Below are 18380 nucleotides of genomic sequence, written 5' to 3'. Positions count from 1 at the left end.
TGGCCTTTCTGGGCAGGACTATGCGAGGAAGGTCTTGAGCTCGTGGACGAGCTTGCGGATGTGGCCGGAGATCACCGGCGTGCCGAGGGTCTTGAAGCGCTCCCGGAACCAGGGGTTGACCTCCTGGCGGCCGGAGCTGGTCACCGAGCCGACCGGGATGAACTTCACCCCGGAGCGGTGCACCGCCTCGATGGCCTCGAACAGCGGCTGGGAGCGGTCGAACTCGTAGAAGTCCGAGATCCAGACCATCACGGTGTCGGCCGGGTCGGTGATCTTCGGGCGGGCCATGGCCATGGCGACCGGGCCGTCGTTGCCGCCGCCGAGGTTGGTGCGCAGCAGCATTTCGAACGGGTCGCTCACCCACGGGGTGAGGTCGATGGCCCGGGTGTCGTACGCGATGAGGTGCACGTCGACCTTGGGCAGCCCGGCGAAGATCGACGCCAGGATGGTGCAGTTGACCATCGAGTCGACCATCGAGCCGGACTGGTCGACGACCACGATCAGCCGCTGCGGCGTGGTCTTCCGGGCGGTGTGCCGGTAGAAGAGGCGGTCGACGTGGAGCCGCTCCTCCTCGGGGCTCCAGTTGGTGAGGTTCTTCCAGATGGTGCGGCCGAGGTCCAGGTTGCGGAAGACCCGCTTCGGCGGGACGGACCTGTCCAGGGTGCCGACGGTGGCCTTGGCGACCTGGGTGCGCAGCACCTCGGCGACCTCGTCGACGAAGCGGCGGATCAGCGCCTTGGCGTTGGCCAGGGCGACGCCGGAGAGGTTGTGCTTGTCGCGCAGCAGCTGCTCGATGAGCGACATGCTCGGGGTCAGCTGCGCGGCGAGCTTCGGGTCGGCGAGCACTTCGCGCAGGTGCATCCGCTTGACCAGGTCGGCCTCGATGGAGCCCAGCTCCGGGCCGATGCCCTGGACGCCGCCGGTGCCGGCGGACTGGCCGCGGCCGCTCCGCAGCTCGCCGGGGCGGCAGCCGAGGGCGCGCTCCAGCCAGCCGGCGTCGGACTGCCAGCGGGACAGCTGCCCGGCGGTGACCGTGCCGGAGCCGGTGGCGTAGACGTTGAGCAGCACCTTCGACACCAGGGCGGCGCGCCGCACCTCGGCGGTCCCGTCCCGTTCGCCGCCGTCCTCGCCCGGCACCATCAGGCCCTCGATCTCGGCGGCCAGCTCCGGGTGGCGCTGGACGACGGCGTCGACGGAGGTCTGCGGGTCGAGCAGGGCGGGCGGCAGGCCGATGTCCTCGACGACGGCGAGGCTGGCCGACTCCAGGGCCGGCTGCTCCTCCTGGTCGAAGAGGCGGGCGAGCAGCCGCCAGTAGAGGACCTGACGGCGGTTCTCGTCGGCGTCGGCCACGGGGATCTGTTCGGTCGTCGGCTCGGTCATTTCCGCAGCAGCCTTCCGGCCCGCTCGCGCAGCACCGCGACGGCGTCGGTGGCGGCCTTCTCGGCCTTGACGCCGAGCTTGTCGGCGGTGCCGCCGGCCCAGGCCCCGGCGTGCAGGGCGACGGTCTTCTTCCGCACGGTGGTCTCGACGGCGAGCGGCTGCAGGAGGTAGGTGCCCGCGTCCCAGCGGAGCAGGGCGATGCAGGCACCGGAGGCCGCGACGGCCTCGGGGGTGAGCGGGCCGGCCGCCGGGATGCGGTCGGTGTCGACCGCGACCGGGTGCCCGGAGAGGACCAGCGCCAGTGCGTCGCCGTCCTGCTGGACGGTGTAGCCCTCCAGGAGCACCGGCAGCGCGATGCCGGCCGGGTGCCGGTCCAGCGGGGCGGTGGCCGTGGCCTCGGCGGTGGCGAGGACGACGCGGGCGGTGGAGAAGGCGTCGGCGGGCTCGCCGGGGCGGGCGTGCGCGTCGTTCCAGACCAGGTCGCCCTCGGGGGTGACCGGCATGCCGTCAAGGTCCATCGAGCGGCCTTCGCCGACGGCCGCCAGCAGCGACATGTGCGGGCGCAGCAGCTGCCACACGCCGGCGCCGACGACGGTGTCCGGCTTGGGTACCGCGACGGCCGCCCGCACCAGGCGGGGGGTGCCGCCGCCGGCGGGCTCGAACACCGCGTGGACCTGGGCCAGGGCGGCGGTGGCGTGCTCCTGCAGGTCGATGCCGAGCGGCAGCAGGCGGCCGGTGGCCGTCCCCACGGGCGGCGTGGACGCGGCGCCGGGCCGGGCCAGCAGCAGGGCCCGCGACCACAGGTCGGCCCAGCGGCGGACGGGGAAGGTGTCCAGGGTGGCGCCGGGGCAGGAGGCGGCGAGCTCGGCGGCGAAGCCGTCCAGCAGGGTCGCGAGGCGGCGCAGGGCAGGGTCCGGGAGCATCGCGGAGACGAGCTGCGCGGAGCCGGACACCAGGTCGTGGTCGATGCCCTGCCAGCCGGCGCGCGCCAGGTCGGCGAGCCAGGAGCGGGCGGCGGCCTGCAGGTTGGGCGCGTGCGGCTCGGCCGGCTCCGCGGCCGGGGCCTCGGTGCGGGTGCGTCCGGCGGCCTCGTCGGCGACGGCGGTCAGCGCGTCGTGGACGGAGCCCAGCAGCGCGGTGCGGGCGGCGGCGAGCGCGGTGAAGTGCTCCTCGCCCGCGGCGCCGGCCGCCGCCTTCTCGGCCGCCTCGGCGACCCGGGCGGCGAGCGGGGTGCCCGCGACGGCGTCGGCGAGCTCGGCGAGGCCTGCCGCCTGGGCGGGCTGCGGCCGGAGCAGGCCGCCGATCAGGGCCCGGTCGAAGGCGTCGACGGCGGCGAGCGCCTCCTCCAGGCCGGCGATCGGTTCGGCGAACAGGTCCGCGCGCATCACGCCACCGCCCTGGTGGTCGGGAACCACTGCATCTCCGGCAGCGGTCCGGTGGTCGGGGCGAGTTCCAGGTAGGCGAGGTGGCGCAGGAAGCGGCTGAAGACGGTCGCGGCGGCCGCGCCGTCCGCCTTCGGCGGGCGGGTGGCGGTCATCGCGGCGCTGATGCCCTGTGCGGTCGGCTCGCCGTCGGGGGCCTCGACCCGCAGGTAGCGGGCGACCCTGGCGGCGCCGTACTGCAGCACGGCCTCGGTGACCAGCGCCGCGATGTGGTTGCAGAACGAGCCGCGGGCGCCGCCGCAGGGCCGGTTGTTGTTGGTGCTGCAGGCGAACGCGAAGTCGCCGGCCGCCACGGACGAGACGTAGACCCGCTCGATGTCCGAGCCGCTGGACACCACACCCTGCAGACGTCCGTCGGCCAGCTCGACGAACGGGACCTTGGCGAGCTTGCGCGGCCGCGCGGGCGGTATCACGCGCGCCGTGCTCGACTCCTCCCAAGCCGACAAAACACCATCTCCTTCATGCCGAGGGGACTCCGCGCCGGTCCGGCGGGATGCGCATGAACCTAGTGGTGATCACTGACAGCCCCGGGCGGCGGCGGGGGGCGCCGGTCCGTACGAGCCCGGGCACGGGGACCGGGACCGGGGGGCCGGCGGTCCCGCGCCCGGGCGGCGAGGGGTGGCGGGGTGCGGTCAGTCGGCCAGGTGGACGAGTTCGCCGCCGACATAGGTGCGTTCGACCCTGGCGTCGGCGATCTCGGCGGGCGGTGCGGTGAGGATGTCGCGGTCCAGGACGACCAGGTCGGCGAGGTGGCCGGGGAGCAGGCTGCCGGCGTCGTCGTGGCCGTTCACGTGGGCCGCGCCGGCGGTGTACGCGGCGAGGGCGGTGGCCGGGTCGAGGCGCTGCTCGGGCAGGAAGATCCGGCCGTCGGTGGCGCCGGGCTCGGTGCGGTTGACGGCGACGTGCAGGCCGGCGATCGGATCGGGGCTGCTGACCGGCCAGTCGCTGCCCGCGGCGAGGGTGGCGCCGGCGCGCAGCAGCGAGCCGAACGGGTACTGCCAGGCGGCGCGTTCGGGGCCGAGGAAGGGGATGGTGAGCTCGTCCATCTGCGGCTCGTGGGCGGCCCAGAGCGGCTGGATGTTGGCGATCGCGCCGAGCCCGGCGAAGCGCGGGACGTCGTCGGGGTGGACGACCTGGAGGTGGGCGAGGTGGTGCCGGTTGCCGCGCCGCCCGTTGGCGGCGACGGCCGCCTCGAGCGCGTCCAGCGCCTCGCGCACGGCGCGGTCGCCGAGGGCGTGGAAGTGCACCTGGAAGTCGAGAGCGTCCAGTGCGGTGACGTGCTCGCGCAGCTTCAGCGGGTCGACGAAGCTGATGCCGCTGTTGGCGGTGGCGCAGCCGCACCCGTCGAGGTAGGGACTGGTCATGGCGGCGGTGAAGTTCTCCGCGATGCCGTCCTGCATGATCTTCACCGTGCCGGCGCGGAACCGGCCGTGGCTCAACTCCTTGCGCCGCACCACCAGTTCGGGGATCTGATCGGCGCCGCGCTCGCGGTCCCACCAGAGGGCGCCGGTGACCCGGGCGGTGAGCGTGCCGTCGAGGGCGGCCGTCCGGTAGGCGTCGGAGACGTCGGGCTGTCCGTTGAAGACGCCGAGCAGGGCGTCCTGCCAGCCGGTGATGCCGAGCGAGTGCAGCAGACGCTGGGCGCGCAGCAGGCCGGCCAGCCGGTCGGCCGGGGTGCTCGGCGGGACGAGCCGGGAGACCAGGCCGGTGGCGCCCTCCTGCAGCACGCCGCTGGGGGTCCCGTCGGGTTCGCGCTCGATCCGGCCGTCGGCCGGGTCCGGGGTGTCGGCGGTGAGCCCGGCGAGCTCCAGGGCACGGGTGTTGGCCCAGGCGCCGTGGTGGTCGCGGTTGAGCAGGAAGACCGGGCGGTCCGGGCAGGCGGTGTCGAGCAGCTGCCGGCTGGGCAGGCCGCCCTCGAAGCTCTCCATCGACCACCCGCTGCCGGTGATCCACGCCCGTTCCGGGTGGGCCGCTCCGAACTCGCGGACGCGGCTCAGGTATTCGTCGACGCCGGTGGTGCCGGACAGGTCGCACTCGGCGAGTTCGGTACCGCCGTACACCGCGTGGACGTGCGCGTCCTGGAAGCCGGGGATGAGCAACTTGCCGTGCAGGTCGACGACTTCGGTGCGCGGCCCGATCAGTTCGCGGACCTCGTCGTGGCCGACTGCGGTGATCCGTCCGGCGGTGACGGCGAGGCCGGTGGCCCGGGTGCGGGCGGGGTCGTTGGTGTGGACGGGGCCGTTCGTGAAGACCAGGTCGGCCTGGGCCATGGGTGGTGCTCCAGTGCTCGGGCGGCGCGGTGCCGCGGGAGGTGGGGGTCGTTACCGGGCCCGGGCCCGGGCCCGGAGCCAGGCGGTCGGTTCGAGGGCCGGCTCGGCGGCCGGGGCCTGCGCCCGGCGCTCGAAATCCTCCTCGACGCGATCGCCGCCCGGGTCGCGGCGGCCGGGCGGTCGGCCCGAGACGTGTGATCGCCGGGAACGGCAACCCCTGCCGCGCCCGGGGCGTTGGGGGGCCCGGGCACGGCAGGGGCGCGGGGTTCAGCCGAGCGGGATGTCCTTCTCGCGGAGGGCGGCCAGGGCCGGCCCGTACATCCGGGTCTTGATGGTGCCGACGGTGGGGCCGGCCTTCGCGGCGTGCCCGGCGGCGAGTTCGACGGCGGTCCGCAGGACGGCGTCCTCGTCGGCGGTGCGCTCGACGATGCCGGCCGCGAGGGCGTCGCCGCCGCCGTAGCGGCGGGCGGTGACCATGGCCTCGTGCGCGGTCTGCGGGGCCAGCCGGGCCTGGATGAGGGCGGACATGCCGGCGGTGAACGGGATGTTGATCTCGGCCTCGGGCAGGCACCAGTAGCCCCGGTCGCCGCGCATCACCCGGAAGTCGTGGGCCAGCGAGAACATCGCGCCGGCCGCGAAGGTGTGCCCCTGCAGGGCGGCCACCGTGACCACCGGCAGCGTCAGCATCCGGGCGAGGAGCTCCTGCACCGAGGAGACGTACTCGAGGGCCCGGTCGGTGTTGGCGAACAGCCAGTCCAGGTCCAGTCCGTTGGAGTAGAACCTGCCGCGCGCGGCGGTCACCAGGGCCCGCGCCCCCTCGGCCTTCTCCACCTCGTCCAGCAGGGCGTTCACCGAGGCGACCCAGTCGGGGTGGAAGCGGTTCTCGGTGTCTCCGATGTTGAGGACGAAGACGTCGTCCTGGCGCTCGAGCTCGGGCATGGCTTCTCCTTCGCGGGGGCGGCCCGGACGTCCGGCCGGGCGCCGGACAGAAAGCTACTCGCCGGTAACTACGGTGAACGGGATCGTACAGGCCGCCCGCCCGGCTGTCTGCCCCCGGGCGGCGTGGTGCCTGTGCGCCGGAGGCGCTCGATCGGCCTCGTGCCCGGCGGTCCGGTGGGGCTGATCCGGTGATCGGCGGCGACGTTCTGCCGGTGGTGTTGACCGCCCGTCACGGGAATGCTCTGATCGGCGGCAACACCGACGGGAGGATGCGATGGACCTGAAGGACACCTGGTGGGCCTGGGCGCTGGCGATCATCGGACTGGTCGTACTGGCGATCCTCGGCTCCTGAGGCGGACCGGGCGGAGCGGCGCCGACTCCCCGGCAACGCGGTGGCGTCGCTCAGCAATATGTCCGGTTCCGGCCCATATGTTGGGTGGGTGACGAGTTCTTCGGCGCCCACCGGCAAACCCGTGTCCAAGGAACGGTCCCGCCCGGCCCGGACCGACTACGCGGGGGCGGTGTACGGCTCGCTGCTGGCCGCCTCGGTGGTGGCCACGGCCGGTACCGCGGGCAGCTTCCCGCGGCTCGAACTGATGATGCTGCTGATCGTCACCGGCCTGGTGTTCTGGGCCGCGCACGTGTACGCCCAGGTGGCCGGTGAACGGATCGTCGGGCAGTCGATCGACCGGCGCGAGGTGCGGCGGGTCGCCGGGCACGAGTGGTCGATCGTGGAGGCGGCCCTGCTGCCCGCCGCCGCCGTGGCGATCAGCCCGCTGCTGAGGCTGGACCTGGCCGGAACGGCCTGGCTCGCCCTCTCCGTCGCGGTGGCCCAGCAGGTCACCTGGGCGACCGTCGGCGCGGTCAGGGCGGGCGCCTCCCGCCGGATGGCCGTCGGCGAGGGCCTGGCCAACCTGCTGCTCGGCCTGGTCATCGTCGCCGCCAAGGCGGCTCTCGGGCACTGAGCGGCAGTGCTGCGCCCGGCAGGTCAGCCGGTGGTGCCGTGCGGAGGGAAGGCGATCCGCCGCAGCCGGCGCCAGTCCATCGGCGGCCTGGCCTGCGGCACGCCGGGGCGGTGCCGCGGCACCCGTACCCGCAGGGCGCCCGGCCGGATGCGGCAGACGACGGGGGTGGGCAGGGTGAGCGCCTCGCCGTCCACGCCGACCGGGATCTCCGCGGCGTCCGCGTCCACCGTGACCTCGCGGGCGGCGACGGCCGTCAGCCCCGCCGACTGGGCGCCTCCCATCAGCAGCCCGACGGCCTCGGCGGCGGTGTCGACCTTCACCCCGAGCACGCCCAGCGCACCGGTGTCCATCCGCGGCCGCCGGCCGAGCCCGCCCGCGTCCCCGGGAGCGTACGGGTTGTTGCTGACCAGGACGGCCTGCGGCGCCTCCACGACGGTGCCCGCGGCGCGCAGGGTCAGCCGCGGTCCGCGCTGGTGGGTGAGCAGGTCGGGCAGCATCTCCAGGACGGTGCGGACCTTGTCGTCCCGGTACGCCGGGCTCTGCACGACGGCCGCGTAGGTGCCGAAGGAGGCGTTGTTGACGAAGACCCGGTCGCCGATGAGGCCGAGGTCGATGCGCAGCTCCACACCGTCGGTGAAGGCGTCCAGGCAGGTGGACGGGTCGGTGCGGTCGAGGCCGAGGTCCATGGCGAAGTGGTTGCGCGTCCCGGCGGAGATCACCAGGAAGGGCAGGCCGTGCTCGGCCGCCACGCCCGCCACCAGCGCTTGGGTGCCGTCGCCGCCGGCGACCCCGAGCAGGTCGGCGCCGTCGGCCACCGCCTGCCGGGCCAGCGCGGCGACGTCCTGGTGGTGGTCGGGGTCGAGCAGGACGACCTCCGCGCCCAGCGCCCGGGCCTTCTCGGCGAGCCCGAACCGTCCGACCTTCCCGCCGCCCGACCGGGGGTTCATGATCAGGAAAGGCCGCGCGACCGGCCCGGCCGGGTACTCCGTCGGGCCCTTGTGGCCGCTCGCGAGGGCGACCCGGCCCGCCGAGACGGCCACCGCCCACAGCCCGAGCGTGGTCAGCACCACCCACAGCAGGTTGACCAGCGCGTAGCCGGTGAACACCGCGACCACCGCGCCCGCCGCCAGGCCCAGCGCGAGCAGCCGCCGGGCGCCGCGGTGGGTCAGTGCCCACCACAGCCCGGCGATCGCGAGGGCGAGTGCGGCCAGCCCGGCCACCAGCAGGGCGATCGACTTCAGCCCGCCGACGACGAGCAGCAGGACCATCGCCACGGCCGCGGCGGCGAGGGCGAGGCGCGCCGACCAGCGCCGCCGGGCTTCGTCCTGGAGTCCGGCTGCGTCCCGTGATCCCGTCATGACCCGATGATGGCATCGCGTGCGCCGGACGGGGCGCACTCCGGCAAGAAGGCGCTGCGTGCCGCCGCAGCGGTGTCGCGCGGTCCGCCCCTCGCGGGGTCGTCGCGGCGCGCCGGGCGCCGAACGGTCATAGGGTGGCGGCGGACTTCTCGTGACGCGCGCTCCTCGCGCGGGCGGCCCCCGGCGGACCCGCGACAGGGCGGCGGACCTGCGGAGAGAGGTGGCCCCGGCGGCCGATCCCCGGCCTGCGGACAACTCGATGCGGGGGCCGGTGTCGGAAAGGGCCCGTCACGAGATATCTTGACGTCGAGACGTTGTACACGTGAAGCGGAGTACCCGGTGACTGACTCGACCATCATCTACACGCACACTGACGAGGCCCCGGCCCTGGCAACGTATTCCTTCCTGCCCGTGGTCCAGGCGTATGCCTCGACGGCGGGCGTCAAGGTGGAGACGCGCGACATCTCCCTCGCCGGGCGCATCATCGCGAGCTTCCCGGAGCGTCTCGAGGAGGGCCAGCGCATCGACGACGCCCTCGCCGAGCTCGGCGAGCTGGCCAAGACCCCCGGTGCCAACATCATCAAGCTGCCGAACATCTCGGCCTCCATCCCGCAGCTCAAGGCGGCCGTCGCCGAGCTGCAGGCCCAGGGCTACGCCCTGCCGGACTACCCGGACGACCCGAAGACCGACGAGGAGCGCGAGATCCGCGCCCTCTACGACAAGGTCAAGGGCAGCGCCGTCAACCCCGTCCTGCGCGAGGGCAACTCGGACCGCCGCGCCCCCGCCTCGGTGAAGAACTACGCCAAGGCCCACCCGCACCGCATGGGTGCCTGGAGCGCCGACTCCAAGACCAACGTCGCCACCATGGGCGTCGACGACTTCTGCTCCACCGAGAAGTCCGCGGTCGTCGCCGAGGCCGGCAACCTCCGCATCGAGCTGCACGGCGACGACGGCTCCACCGCCGTCCTGCGCGAGAAGGTGCCGGTGCTCGCCGGCGAGGTCGTCGACGCCTCCGTGATGCGCGTCGCCGCCCTGCGCGAGTTCCTCACCGCCCAGGTCGCCCGCGCCAAGGCCGAGGACGTGCTGTTCTCGGTGCACCTCAAGGCGACGATGATGAAGGTCTCCGACCCGATCGTCTTCGGCCACGTCGTGCGCGCCTTCTTCCCGGAGACCTTCGCCACCTACGGCGCCGACCTCGCGGCGGCCGGCCTGAGCCCGAACGACGGCCTCGGCGGCATCTTCAAGGGCCTGGAGTCGCTGGCCAACGGTGCCGAGATCAAGGCCTCCTTCGACGCCGAGATCGCCTCCGGCCCGGCCCTGGCGATGGTCGACTCCGACCGCGGCATCACCAACCTGCACGTCCCGAGCGACGTCATCGTCGACGCCTCCATGCCGGCCATGATCCGCACCTCCGGCCACATGTGGGGCCCGGACGGCCAGGAGGCCGACACCCTCGCCGTTCTCCCGGACAGCAGCTACGCCGGTGTCTACCAGGCCGTCATCGAGGACTGCCGCGCCCACGGCGCCTTCGACCCGGCCACCATGGGCTCCGTCCCGAACGTCGGCCTGATGGCGCAGAAGGCCGAGGAGTACGGCAGCCACGACAAGACCTTCGAGATCCCCACCACCGGTACCGTCCGCGTGGTCGACGCCTCCGGCGCCGTGGTGCTCGAGCAGGTCGTCGGCGCCGGCGACATCTTCCGCATGTGCCAGACCAAGGACCTGCCGATCCGCGACTGGGTCAAGCTCGCCGTCACCCGCGCCCGCGCCACCGGCGACCCGGCCGTCTTCTGGCTGGACGAGGGCCGCGCCCACGACGCCCAGCTGATCGCCAAGGTCAAGGCGTACCTGCCCGAGCACGACACCGAGGGCCTGCAGATCGAGATCAAGTCGCCGGTCGAGGCCACCAAGTTCTCGCTCGAGCGCATCCGCCGCGGCGAGGACACCATCTCGGTCACCGGCAACGTGCTCCGCGACTACCTGACCGACCTCTTCCCGATCCTGGAGCTGGGCACCAGCGCCAAGATGCTGTCGGTCGTCCCGCTGATGAACGGCGGTGGCCTCTTCGAGACCGGCGCCGGCGGCTCCGCCCCGAAGCACGTCCAGCAGCTGGTCAAGGAGAACTACCTGCGCTGGGACAGCCTCGGCGAGTTCCTCGCCCTGGCCGTCAGCTTCGAGCACCTCGCCACCACCACCGGCAACGCCCGTGCCCAGGTGCTCGCCGACACCCTGGACCGCGCCACCGGCACCTTCCTCAACGAGGACAAGTCGCCGAGCCGCCGCCTCGGTGGCATCGACAACCGCGGCAGCCACTTCTACCTGGCCCTGTACTGGGCCCAGGAGCTGGCGCAGCAGACCGCCGACACCGAGCTCGCCCAGGCGTTCGCCGGTCTCGCCAAGACGCTGTCCGAGCAGGAGCGGACGATCGTCGACGAGCTGATCGCCGTCCAGGGCTCGCCGGCCGACATCGGCGGCTACTACCAGCCGGACGCCACCAAGGCCGCGGCCGTGATGCGCCCGTCGAACACCTTCAACGAGGCCCTCGCGACCCTCGCCTGACCCACCCCCGAGGCCCCGCGGCCCGGCGCCCCACCCAGGAGCGCCCCCGCGGGGCCTTGCCCTTTGCGCGGCGGGTGCGCCATTCAGGGGCGCGTGGGGTTTCCCTCCGCATGTGATCGGTGAGGCCGGGACACCGTAGAGTCTTCGGTGCAGGTCAGGCCGAAACCAGACGCGGAGGGTCACCCGGTGAGCACCCCACGGACGCCCCAGCGGGCCCGTTCGTCCCACGACCGGGCGGCGACCGAGGAGGCGCTGCGGGCCGCCGCGCTCGAGCTGCTGGAGCGGCAGGGCGTCCTCGCCGGCCTCAACCTGCGCGAGGTGGCCGACGAGGCGGGCGTCAACCGCGGCCTCGTCTACCAGTACTTCGGCTCCCGCCGCGACCTGCTGCGCTCCGCGCTCTGGGCACAGGGCCAGGAGAGCGTCCAGGACGCCGCGGCGGCCGTCTCCGAGGCGCTGCCGCTGCGCAAGCGGCTCTCCCGGTTCTTCTGGACGTCGCTGCGCCGGCCCGGCCCGATCCGGCTGATGGCGCTCCTCGTGCTGGACGGCGACGAGCGGCCCCGCCCGCTGCCCCAGCGGGCGGCGGAGCACCGGCTGCTGGCGGCCGAGGCCGAGCAGGGCGGGCTGCCGGTGGACGACCCCGATGCGCTGCACGCGACGATGGCCTCCGCCGTGTACGGCTACGTGCTGCTCCGCGAGCACATGGCCCGGGAGATCGACGTGCCCGTCGAGGAGCTCGACGGGCGGGTGGCGCGCTGCCTGGACGCGATGGTGACCCACCGGCGCCGGGACGAGGCTCCAGGGCCGTCCTGACGCCGGCGGGCCGGCTGCGGGGTCAGCCCTGGGGGCCGCCCGCGACGTACAGCACCTGGCCGGAGACGAAGCCCGCGTCCTCGCCGGCCAGGTAGGAGACCGCACCGGCGATGTCCTCCGGCGTGCCGACCCGGCGGACGGGGATCTGCTGCGCCGCGCCCGCCTTGAGGTCCTCGAAGTCCAGGCCCATCCGGGCCGCGGTGGCGGCCGTCATGTCGGTGGCGATGAAGCCCGGGGCGACGGCGTTGACCGTCACCCCGAACGGGCCGAGCTCGATGGCCAGGGTCTTGGTGAAGCCCTGCAGACCGGCCTTGGCGGCCGAGTAGTTGGCCTGGCCGCGGTTGCCGAGGGCCGAGGTGGAGGAGAGGTTGACGATCCGTCCCCAGCGGGCCTCGGTCATGTGCGCCTGCACCGCGCGGGACATCAGGAAGGCGCCGCGCAGGTGCACGGCGACGACGGCGTCCCAGTCGTCCTCGGTGAGCTTGAACAGCAGGTTGTCCCGGGTGATGCCGGCGTTGTTCACCAGGATCGTGGGGGCGCCGAGCTCCTCGGCCGTCCGGGCGACCGCGGCCGCCACCCGGGCCGCGTCGGTGACGTCGACGCCGACCGCGAGGGCGCGGCCGCCCTCCTTCTCGATCGCCCCGACGGTGCCGGCGCAGGCCGGCTCGTCCAGGTCGCAGACGGCGACGGCGTGGCCGTCGCGGGCCAGGCGCAGCGCGGTGGCCGCGCCGATCCCGCGTGCGGCGCCGGTGACGACGGCGACCTTGCGGCTGTTCTCGGGCATGGTGACTCCTGGGGAGAGGGGCTGATCGGGGGTCAGGGGTGGATGCGGGAGACGGCCTCGGCGACGCACGCGGGCTTGTCGCCGCCCTCGATCTCCACGGTGACCCGGGTGGTGATCTGCAGGCCGCCGGGGATCTCGTCGGCGCCGGTGAGCGCGACCCGGGCGCGGACCCGGGAGCCCACCCGGACGGGGGCGGGGAAACGGACCTTGTTCAGACCGTAGTTGACGCCCATCCGGACGCCCTCCACCCGGTACGCCTGCTGGGCGAGGTGGGGCAGCAGCGAGAGGGTGAGGTAGCCGTGCGCGACGGTGGCGCCGAACGGGCCGGCCGCCGCCCGCTCGGGGTCGGTGTGGATCCACTGGTGGTCGCCGGTGGCGTCGGCGAACAGGTCGATCCGGTCCTGTTCGATCGTCAGCCAGTCGCCGGTGCCGATCTCGGTGCCGACGGCACCGGCCAGGTCGGCGGGGGAGGGGAAGACGTTCACGGGTGAATCCCTTTCTGTGCTACGACGGGGCTGCTCTGTGCCGGGACCGCCCTGCGACGGACCGGCCGCTACAGGCCGAGGGACTTGGCGACGACCGTCTTCATGACCTCGCTGGTGCCGCCGTAGATCCGGAAGACCCGGTTGTCGGTGTAGAGGCGGGCGATCGGGTACTCCAGGATGTAGCCGTAACCGCCGTGCAGCTGGAGGCACTTGTCGATGACCCGGCCGGCCGTCTCGGTGCTGAACAGCTTGGCCGCGGCGGCGTCCGCGACGGTGAGGGAGCCGGTCTCGAAGAGGTCCAGCGCCCGGTCGGTGAACGCCTGGCAGGCCTGGGCCTCGGCCTCGCACTCGGCGAGCACGAACTTGGTGTTCTGGAACTCGGCGACGGCCCGCCCGAAGACCTTGCGGTCCTTCACGTACTGCACCGCGAAGTCGACCGCCGCGCGGGCCGCAGCGGTCGCGCCCACCGCGATGGCCAGCCGCTCCTGGACGAGGTTGTGGGTGAGGTAGCCGAAGGCCTTGCCCTCCTCGCCGAGCAGGTTCTCCACCGGCACCTTGACGTCGGTGAAGGAGAGCTCGGCGGTGTCGGAGCTGCGCAGGCCGACCTTCTCCAGCTTGCGGCCCACCCGGTAGCCCTCGGACCCGGTGTCCACGCAGAGGATCGACAGGCCGTGGCGGCGGTTCTCCGCGGTGGCCGGCGAGGTGCGGCAGACCACCAGGACGAGGTCGGCCAGCGCACCGCCGGTGATGAAGGTCTTGGCGCCGTTGAGGACGTAGTGGGTGCCGTCCTCGGAGAGCTTCGCCGTGGTGGCGATGCCGGCCAGGTCGGAGCCCGCGCCGGGTTCGGTCATCGCGATGGCCGTCATGATCTCGCCGGAGACGAAGCCGGGCAGCCAGCGCTTCTTCTGCTCCTCGTCGGCGTACTCGAGCAGGTAGGGCAGGCAGAGGCCGGTGTGCACCGAGGAGCCGCCGAAGGACACGCCGGCCCGCATCAGCTCCTCGGTGACCACCGCCTGGTACTTGAACCCGCTCTGGCCCGCGCCGCCGTACTCCTCCGGCACCTCGATGCCGAACACGCCCAGCTCGCCGAGCCGGTAGTAGAAGTCACGCGGCGCGTGGCCGTCCTGCTCCCACTGGTCGTAGACGGGCACGACCTCCCGGGCGATGAAATCCCGGACGACCTCGCGGAAGGCCTCGTGGTCCTCGGTGTACACGGAACGCCGCACGGTGCGCCCTCTTTCCTGTTCGGGGCCCGCTGGGGGATCGTTCCCGACCGCCGGCCCGCCGTTCTAGCGAAACGCTAAATTACTCGCCGGTCGGCTTCTGGCCAGAGGGTGCGCAGTGTGACCTCGGCCATACTGCCGGCCGCCCCGGTGTGCAGATCGGGTGGCGATCTTCGCCGGGACGGGCGACAGCGGACCGGCCGTGGTTTATCGTTCCGCTAAACCGTGGCGGCGAGCCGGCGGTGACCGTGGCGATGGGAGTCGGCGTGACCGAGAAGGCGTACCGCGTCTGCCCGCTGTGCGAGGCGACCTGCGGCCTGGAGCTCACCCTGGACGGAGGCAGGATCACCGCCGCCCGCGGCGACCGGGCCGACGTGTTCAGCGCGGGCTTCGTCTGCCCCAAGGGCGCTGCCGTCGGCCAGCTCGACAACGACCCCGACCGGCTGCGCCGCCCCCTCGTCCGCACCGGCACCCAGTGGCGGGAGGTCGACTGGGAGGAGGCTTTCGCCGCCGTCGAACAGGGATTCGCAGCGGTCGTCGCCCGGCACGGCCGGCAGGCCGTCGCCACCTACCTCGGCAACCCCAACGTGCACACCGTCGCCGGCGGCCTCTACGCCGGCGCCCTCGCCAGGGCCGTCGGCAGCACCCAGGTCTACTCGGCCAGCACCGTCGACCAGATGCCCAAGCACGTCTCCTCGGGACTGCTCTTCGGGGACCCGCTGGCCATCCCCGTACCCGACCTCGACCGCACCGACTACCTGCTGATGCTCGGCGCCAACCCGCTGGAGTCCAACGGCAGCCTCTGCACCGCCGCCGACTTCCCCGGCAAGCTGAAGGCGCTGCGCCGCCGCGGCGGCCGGCTCGTCGTGGTCGACCCGCGCCGCACCCGCACCACCGACCTCGCCGACCGCCACCTGCGGATCCGCCCCGGCTCGGACGCCTACCTGCTCGCCGGCATCGTCCACACCCTCTTCGCGGAGAAGCTCACCACCCCCGTCGACCACCTCACCGGCATCGACACGGTGCAGCGGCTGACCGAGCCCTTCCCGCCCGAGACCGTGGCCGCCGCCTGCGGCATCGCCGCCGAGGACATCCGGGCGCTCGCCAGGGAGCTGGCCGCCGCCCCGACCGCCGCCGTCTACGCCCGGATCGGCACCAGCACCGTCGAGTTCGGCACCCTGGCCAGCTGGCTCGTCGACGTCCTCAACGCCCTCACCGGCAACCTCGACCGGCCCGGCGGCGCCATGTTCCCGCTCGCCGCCCGGCGCCGCCGCGGCACCGGCACCGGACGCGGCTTCACCACCGGACGCTGGCACAGCCGGGTGCGCAAGCTGCCCGAGGTCAGGGGCGAACTCCCCGCCGTCACCCTCGCCGACGAGATCGCCACCCCCGGCGAGGGACAGGTCCGCGCCCTGATCACCGTCGCCGGGAACCCCGTGCTCTCCGTCCCCGGCGGCGACCGGCTGGACACCGCCCTGGCCGACCTGGACTTCATGGTCAGCGTCGACCCGTACCTCAACGAGACCACCCGGCACGCCCACGTCGTCCTGCCGCCCCCGCCGCCCGGCCGCTCCGCCCACTTCGACCTCGCCTTCGGCGACCTCGCCGTCCGCAACACCGCCCGCTACTCCCCGCCGCCGCTCCCGCTCGAGGACGGCGAACTCGACGAGTGCCGCATCCTCTCCCGGCTGGTCCTCATCGCCGCCGGACAGGCCGCCGCAGCCGCCGCCGACCCCGACGCCCTCGACAACACCGTGATCGCCGGCGTCCTCGCCAAGGCCGTCGCCGACCCGGCCTCGCCCGTCCACGGCCGCGACCCCGCCGAACTCGCCGCCGCCCTGCACGGCGCCACCGGCAGCGAACGCCAGATCGACCTGATGCTCCGCCTCGGCGCCTACGGCGAAGGCTTCGGCGCCGACCCCGAAGGCCTCACCCTCGCCCGCCTCCTCGACGCACCGCACGGCATCGACCTCGGCCCGCTCCGGCCACGCCTGCCCGAGGTGCTGCGCACCCCCTCCGGGCGGATCGAACTCTGCCCCGAGCCGCTCGCCGCCGACCTCGACCGCCTCCGCGCGGCCCTCCCCGAACGGCGCGACGGCCTCGTCCTGGTCGGCCGCCGCCACCTGCGCTCCAACAACAGCTGGCTGCACAACCTGCCCGCCCTCACCCGCGGCAGCAACCGGTGCACCCTGCACCTTCACCCCGAGGATGCCGCCGCCCTCGGCCTCGCCGACGGCGACACCGCCCGGGTGCGCAGCCGCACCGGCGAGGTCACCGCCCCGGTCGAACTCACCGAGGACGTCATGCCCGGCGTCGTCAGCCTCCCGCACGGCTGGGGCCACGACCGCCCCGGCACCCGCATGCAGGTCGCCGCCGCCGTCCCCGGCGTCAACGTCAACCGGCTCACCGACCCCGGCGCCGTCGACCCGCTCTCCGGCACCGCCGTCCTCAACGGCGTCCCCGTCCGCATCGAACGCGCCGCCGCGGTCTGACACCCCGTCGGCCGGCCGGGGGCGCGGGGAACCGCGCAATCCGGATGCGGTCGCCGTACAGATCACGGCGCGGCCCGTGCCGTCGTGACGCCCGCCCATCGCCACCTATGAAGGAGCACCACCCCCATGGCACGACCCGTCGAGCTGCGCCGCGCCCGCGCACTGCGCGACGCCCTGGAGCCGTACCACGCGGTGGTCATCCTGGCACCTCAGGCCACCGAGGTCTTCCGCGGGATCGGCCTGACCAGCCCGTGGGGCCCCTACTTCGGCGGGCGGACCGCCCCGCTCGGCGCCGTCGGCCCGGCGCTGGTGGACGCGGTCTTCTACCACTTCAACCCGCGGATCGCCGCCCGGGAGATCCCCGCCGTCCGGGCAGTCGCCACCCCCGACGCCCTGCTCGCCGCACGGCTGGACGCCGCCGACGCCGCCCTGCGCGCCCTGCTCGGCGACGAGGCCCCGGCCTCCCCGGAGATCGCCGAAGCCGCCGCGCTCGCCACCGAGGCCGCGGCCGCCGCCCCGCGCCACGGCCGCCCGCTCGGCGCCGCCAACGCCGCCCTCCCGCTGCCGGACGCCCCGCACCTCGCGCTCTGGCAGGCCGCCACCACCCTGCGTGAATGCCGCGGCGACGCCCACCACGCCGCCCTGCTCGCCGCCGGACTCGACCCCGTCGAGGCCCTCGTCACCATCACCGCCGCGGGCGGCGAACGGCGCGCCAGCATCCAGGCCCGCCGCGAGTGGAGCGACACCGACTGGGAGGCCGCCGAACGCCGCCTCGCCGACCGTGGCCTGCTCGCCGGGGACGGCACCCTCACGCCCGAAGGCGCAGCCCTGCGCGCAGGCGTCGAGGACGCCACCGACCGCGCAACCCTCCCGTCCTGGCAGGCCCTCGGCCCGGACCGCACCGCCCGCCTGCACGACCTCACGGCCCCCCTCGGCCGCCGAATCCTCGAGGGCCTCAACCTCCGCCTCCCGATCGGCGCCTATCCGGAGGAGTGAGGGCCCGGTCGCCGACGACCCGGCGGTGCGGGGCGAGCGGCCGGTTACGGGTAGGGGATCAGGTCGGAGGTGGCCAGGTCGAAGGAGAACGGCTCCGGGATCGGGACGGTGTCCCCGAACTTCCCGCTCCACCGCCGGTGGTAGACCCCGCCGGAGGGCTCCGAGTGCAGCACGACCACACCCTCGCGCGGGTCGATCAGCAGGTACAGCGGGATGTCCATCAGCGGGTAGTCGCGGACCTTGCCGACCAGGTCGTTCTCCGGGTTCGACGGGGAGACGACCTCGACCGCGACGGCCGCCAGCTCCGCCGGCACCTCGTTGCCGCCGAGCTCCACGACCGAGACCGGGATGTACGTGAGGTCGGGGTTGCGCAGCTTGCCGACCTGCGGCGAGGCGAGGTCGGTGTTCTCGCTCGGCATGAACCCGGCCGGGCGGTGCGCGTCGAACTGCTCCCGGACGACCAGCAGGTTGCGCTGGTGGATCACCGACGGCCCGGCCATCATGATGATCTCGTCGCCGGAGACCTCGATCTTCCATCCCGACGGCGGGGTCAGGCTCTGTGCGTACGCCAGTAGTTGCGCGTGGCGCTCGGGGATCTCGAAGTCGACCATGCCGCCATCCTTCCATCCCGCAGGTCGTGGCGCCGAGTCGCCCGGCGGTGTCGGCGGTCGCCGGCC

General features: G+C 73.9%; 15 protein-coding genes. 5 read left to right on the top strand and 10 right to left on the bottom strand.

What is annotated here, in order from left to right; translation table 11 throughout:
* Positions 1-18: 18 nt before the first annotated feature.
* The 5 genes from AB0M03_RS03335 to AB0M03_RS03315 form a co-directional block, all read right to left on the bottom strand.
* On the bottom strand, positions 19-1380 hold the full coding sequence (locus AB0M03_RS03335) for a VWA domain-containing protein (RefSeq protein WP_363487857.1): 1362 nt from the start codon (positions 1378-1380) through the stop codon (positions 19-21).
* A complete protein-coding gene (locus tag AB0M03_RS03330; RefSeq protein WP_363487855.1) occupies positions 1377-2795 on the bottom strand; it encodes a hypothetical protein in 1419 nt (472 codons plus the stop codon). Before AB0M03_RS03330 ends, AB0M03_RS03335 begins: the two co-directional genes overlap by 4 nt.
* Positions 2765-3268, bottom strand: a complete 504-nt coding sequence (locus tag AB0M03_RS03325) for a hypothetical protein (protein WP_363487853.1) — start codon at positions 3266-3268, stop codon at positions 2765-2767. The genes AB0M03_RS03330 and AB0M03_RS03325 overlap by 31 nt, the downstream gene beginning before the upstream one ends.
* A gap of 186 nt (positions 3269-3454) precedes the next feature.
* Entirely contained in the window at positions 3455-5092 is a 1638-nt protein-coding gene (locus AB0M03_RS03320) for an amidohydrolase (RefSeq protein ID WP_363487851.1), read from the bottom strand.
* A gap of 267 nt (positions 5093-5359) precedes the next feature.
* Positions 5360-6031: an enoyl-CoA hydratase-related protein gene (locus AB0M03_RS03315; RefSeq protein WP_363487849.1), complete on the bottom strand. Its 672-nt coding sequence runs from the start codon at positions 6029-6031 to the stop codon at positions 5360-5362.
* Between the two features lie 440 nt (positions 6032-6471).
* On the opposite strand from AB0M03_RS03315, the gene AB0M03_RS03310 reads away from it, so the two are divergent.
* Positions 6472-6996 (top strand): hypothetical protein, encoded by a 525-nt coding sequence (locus AB0M03_RS03310; RefSeq protein WP_363487847.1) that lies wholly within the window; start codon positions 6472-6474, stop codon positions 6994-6996.
* Between the two features lie 23 nt (positions 6997-7019).
* Here AB0M03_RS03310 and AB0M03_RS03305 read toward each other — a convergent pair whose 3' ends face one another.
* Positions 7020-8354: a diacylglycerol kinase family protein gene (locus AB0M03_RS03305; RefSeq protein ID WP_363487845.1), complete on the bottom strand. Its 1335-nt coding sequence runs from the start codon at positions 8352-8354 to the stop codon at positions 7020-7022.
* 339 nt (positions 8355-8693) lie between these two features.
* On the opposite strand from AB0M03_RS03305, the gene AB0M03_RS03300 reads away from it, so the two are divergent.
* Both AB0M03_RS03300 and AB0M03_RS03295 read left to right on the top strand, forming a co-directional pair.
* Positions 8694-10913, top strand: coding sequence for an NADP-dependent isocitrate dehydrogenase (locus AB0M03_RS03300; RefSeq protein ID WP_363487843.1), 2220 nt, complete (start codon positions 8694-8696; stop codon positions 10911-10913).
* A 186-nt stretch (positions 10914-11099) separates the two neighbouring features.
* Complete coding sequence (locus tag AB0M03_RS03295; RefSeq protein ID WP_363487841.1) at positions 11100-11723, top strand: TetR/AcrR family transcriptional regulator; 624 nt, start codon at positions 11100-11102, stop codon at positions 11721-11723.
* A gap of 22 nt (positions 11724-11745) precedes the next feature.
* Here AB0M03_RS03295 and fabG read toward each other — a convergent pair whose 3' ends face one another.
* From fabG to AB0M03_RS03280, 3 genes are all read right to left on the bottom strand, one after another.
* Positions 11746-12507 (bottom strand): 3-oxoacyl-ACP reductase FabG, encoded by a 762-nt coding sequence (gene fabG / locus AB0M03_RS03290; RefSeq protein ID WP_363487839.1) that lies wholly within the window; start codon positions 12505-12507, stop codon positions 11746-11748.
* Between the two features lie 32 nt (positions 12508-12539).
* Positions 12540-12992 carry a MaoC family dehydratase gene (locus AB0M03_RS03285; protein WP_363487837.1) on the bottom strand — a complete coding sequence of 151 codons (453 nt, stop codon included), beginning with the start codon at positions 12990-12992 and terminating at the stop codon, positions 12540-12542.
* A gap of 68 nt (positions 12993-13060) precedes the next feature.
* Positions 13061-14218, bottom strand: coding sequence for an acyl-CoA dehydrogenase family protein (locus AB0M03_RS03280; RefSeq protein WP_363487835.1), 1158 nt, complete (start codon positions 14216-14218; stop codon positions 13061-13063).
* Positions 14219-14481: 263 nt separating this feature from the next.
* Between AB0M03_RS03280 and AB0M03_RS03275 the strand changes: the two genes are divergently transcribed.
* Together AB0M03_RS03275 and AB0M03_RS03270 are read left to right on the top strand one after the other, a co-directional pair.
* Positions 14482-16707, top strand: coding sequence for a molybdopterin oxidoreductase family protein (locus tag AB0M03_RS03275; protein WP_363487833.1), 2226 nt, complete (start codon positions 14482-14484; stop codon positions 16705-16707).
* Positions 16708-16833: 126 nt separating this feature from the next.
* Positions 16834-17703 (top strand): hypothetical protein, encoded by an 870-nt coding sequence (locus tag AB0M03_RS03270; RefSeq protein ID WP_363487831.1) that lies wholly within the window; start codon positions 16834-16836, stop codon positions 17701-17703.
* Between the two features lie 44 nt (positions 17704-17747).
* Here AB0M03_RS03270 and AB0M03_RS03265 read toward each other — a convergent pair whose 3' ends face one another.
* A complete protein-coding gene (locus tag AB0M03_RS03265) occupies positions 17748-18314 on the bottom strand; it encodes a Uma2 family endonuclease (protein ID WP_363487829.1) in 567 nt (188 codons plus the stop codon).
* Positions 18315-18380: the final 66 nt, after the last annotated feature.

Origin of the sequence: Kitasatospora sp. NPDC051914 (assembly GCF_040680995.1) — a bacterium.
Classification (GTDB): Bacteria; Actinomycetota; Actinomycetes; order Streptomycetales; family Streptomycetaceae; genus Kitasatospora.
Note: the sequence above shows the minus strand (reverse complement) of the source record. Positions and strands in the feature narration are given on the sequence as shown.

Bases quoted from the DNA above. Each gene is read 5' to 3' on its own strand.
- AB0M03_RS03335 (WP_363487857.1), bottom strand. From the start codon at position 1,380: ATGACCGAGCCGACGACCGAACAGATCCCCGTGGCCGACGCCGACGAG.
- AB0M03_RS03320 (WP_363487851.1), bottom strand. From the start codon at position 5,092: ATGGCCCAGGCCGACCTGGTCTTCACGAACGGCCCCGTCCACACCAAC.
- AB0M03_RS03315 (WP_363487849.1), bottom strand. From the start codon at position 6,031: ATGCCCGAGCTCGAGCGCCAGGACGACGTCTTCGTCCTCAACATCGGA.
- AB0M03_RS03305 (WP_363487845.1), bottom strand. From the start codon at position 8,354: ATGACGGGATCACGGGACGCAGCCGGACTCCAGGACGAAGCCCGGCGG.
- fabG (WP_363487839.1), bottom strand. From the start codon at position 12,507: ATGCCCGAGAACAGCCGCAAGGTCGCCGTCGTCACCGGCGCCGCACGC.
- AB0M03_RS03270 (WP_363487831.1), top strand. From the start codon at position 16,834: ATGGCACGACCCGTCGAGCTGCGCCGCGCCCGCGCACTGCGCGACGCC.
- AB0M03_RS03265 (WP_363487829.1), bottom strand. From the start codon at position 18,314: ATGGTCGACTTCGAGATCCCCGAGCGCCACGCGCAACTACTGGCGTAC.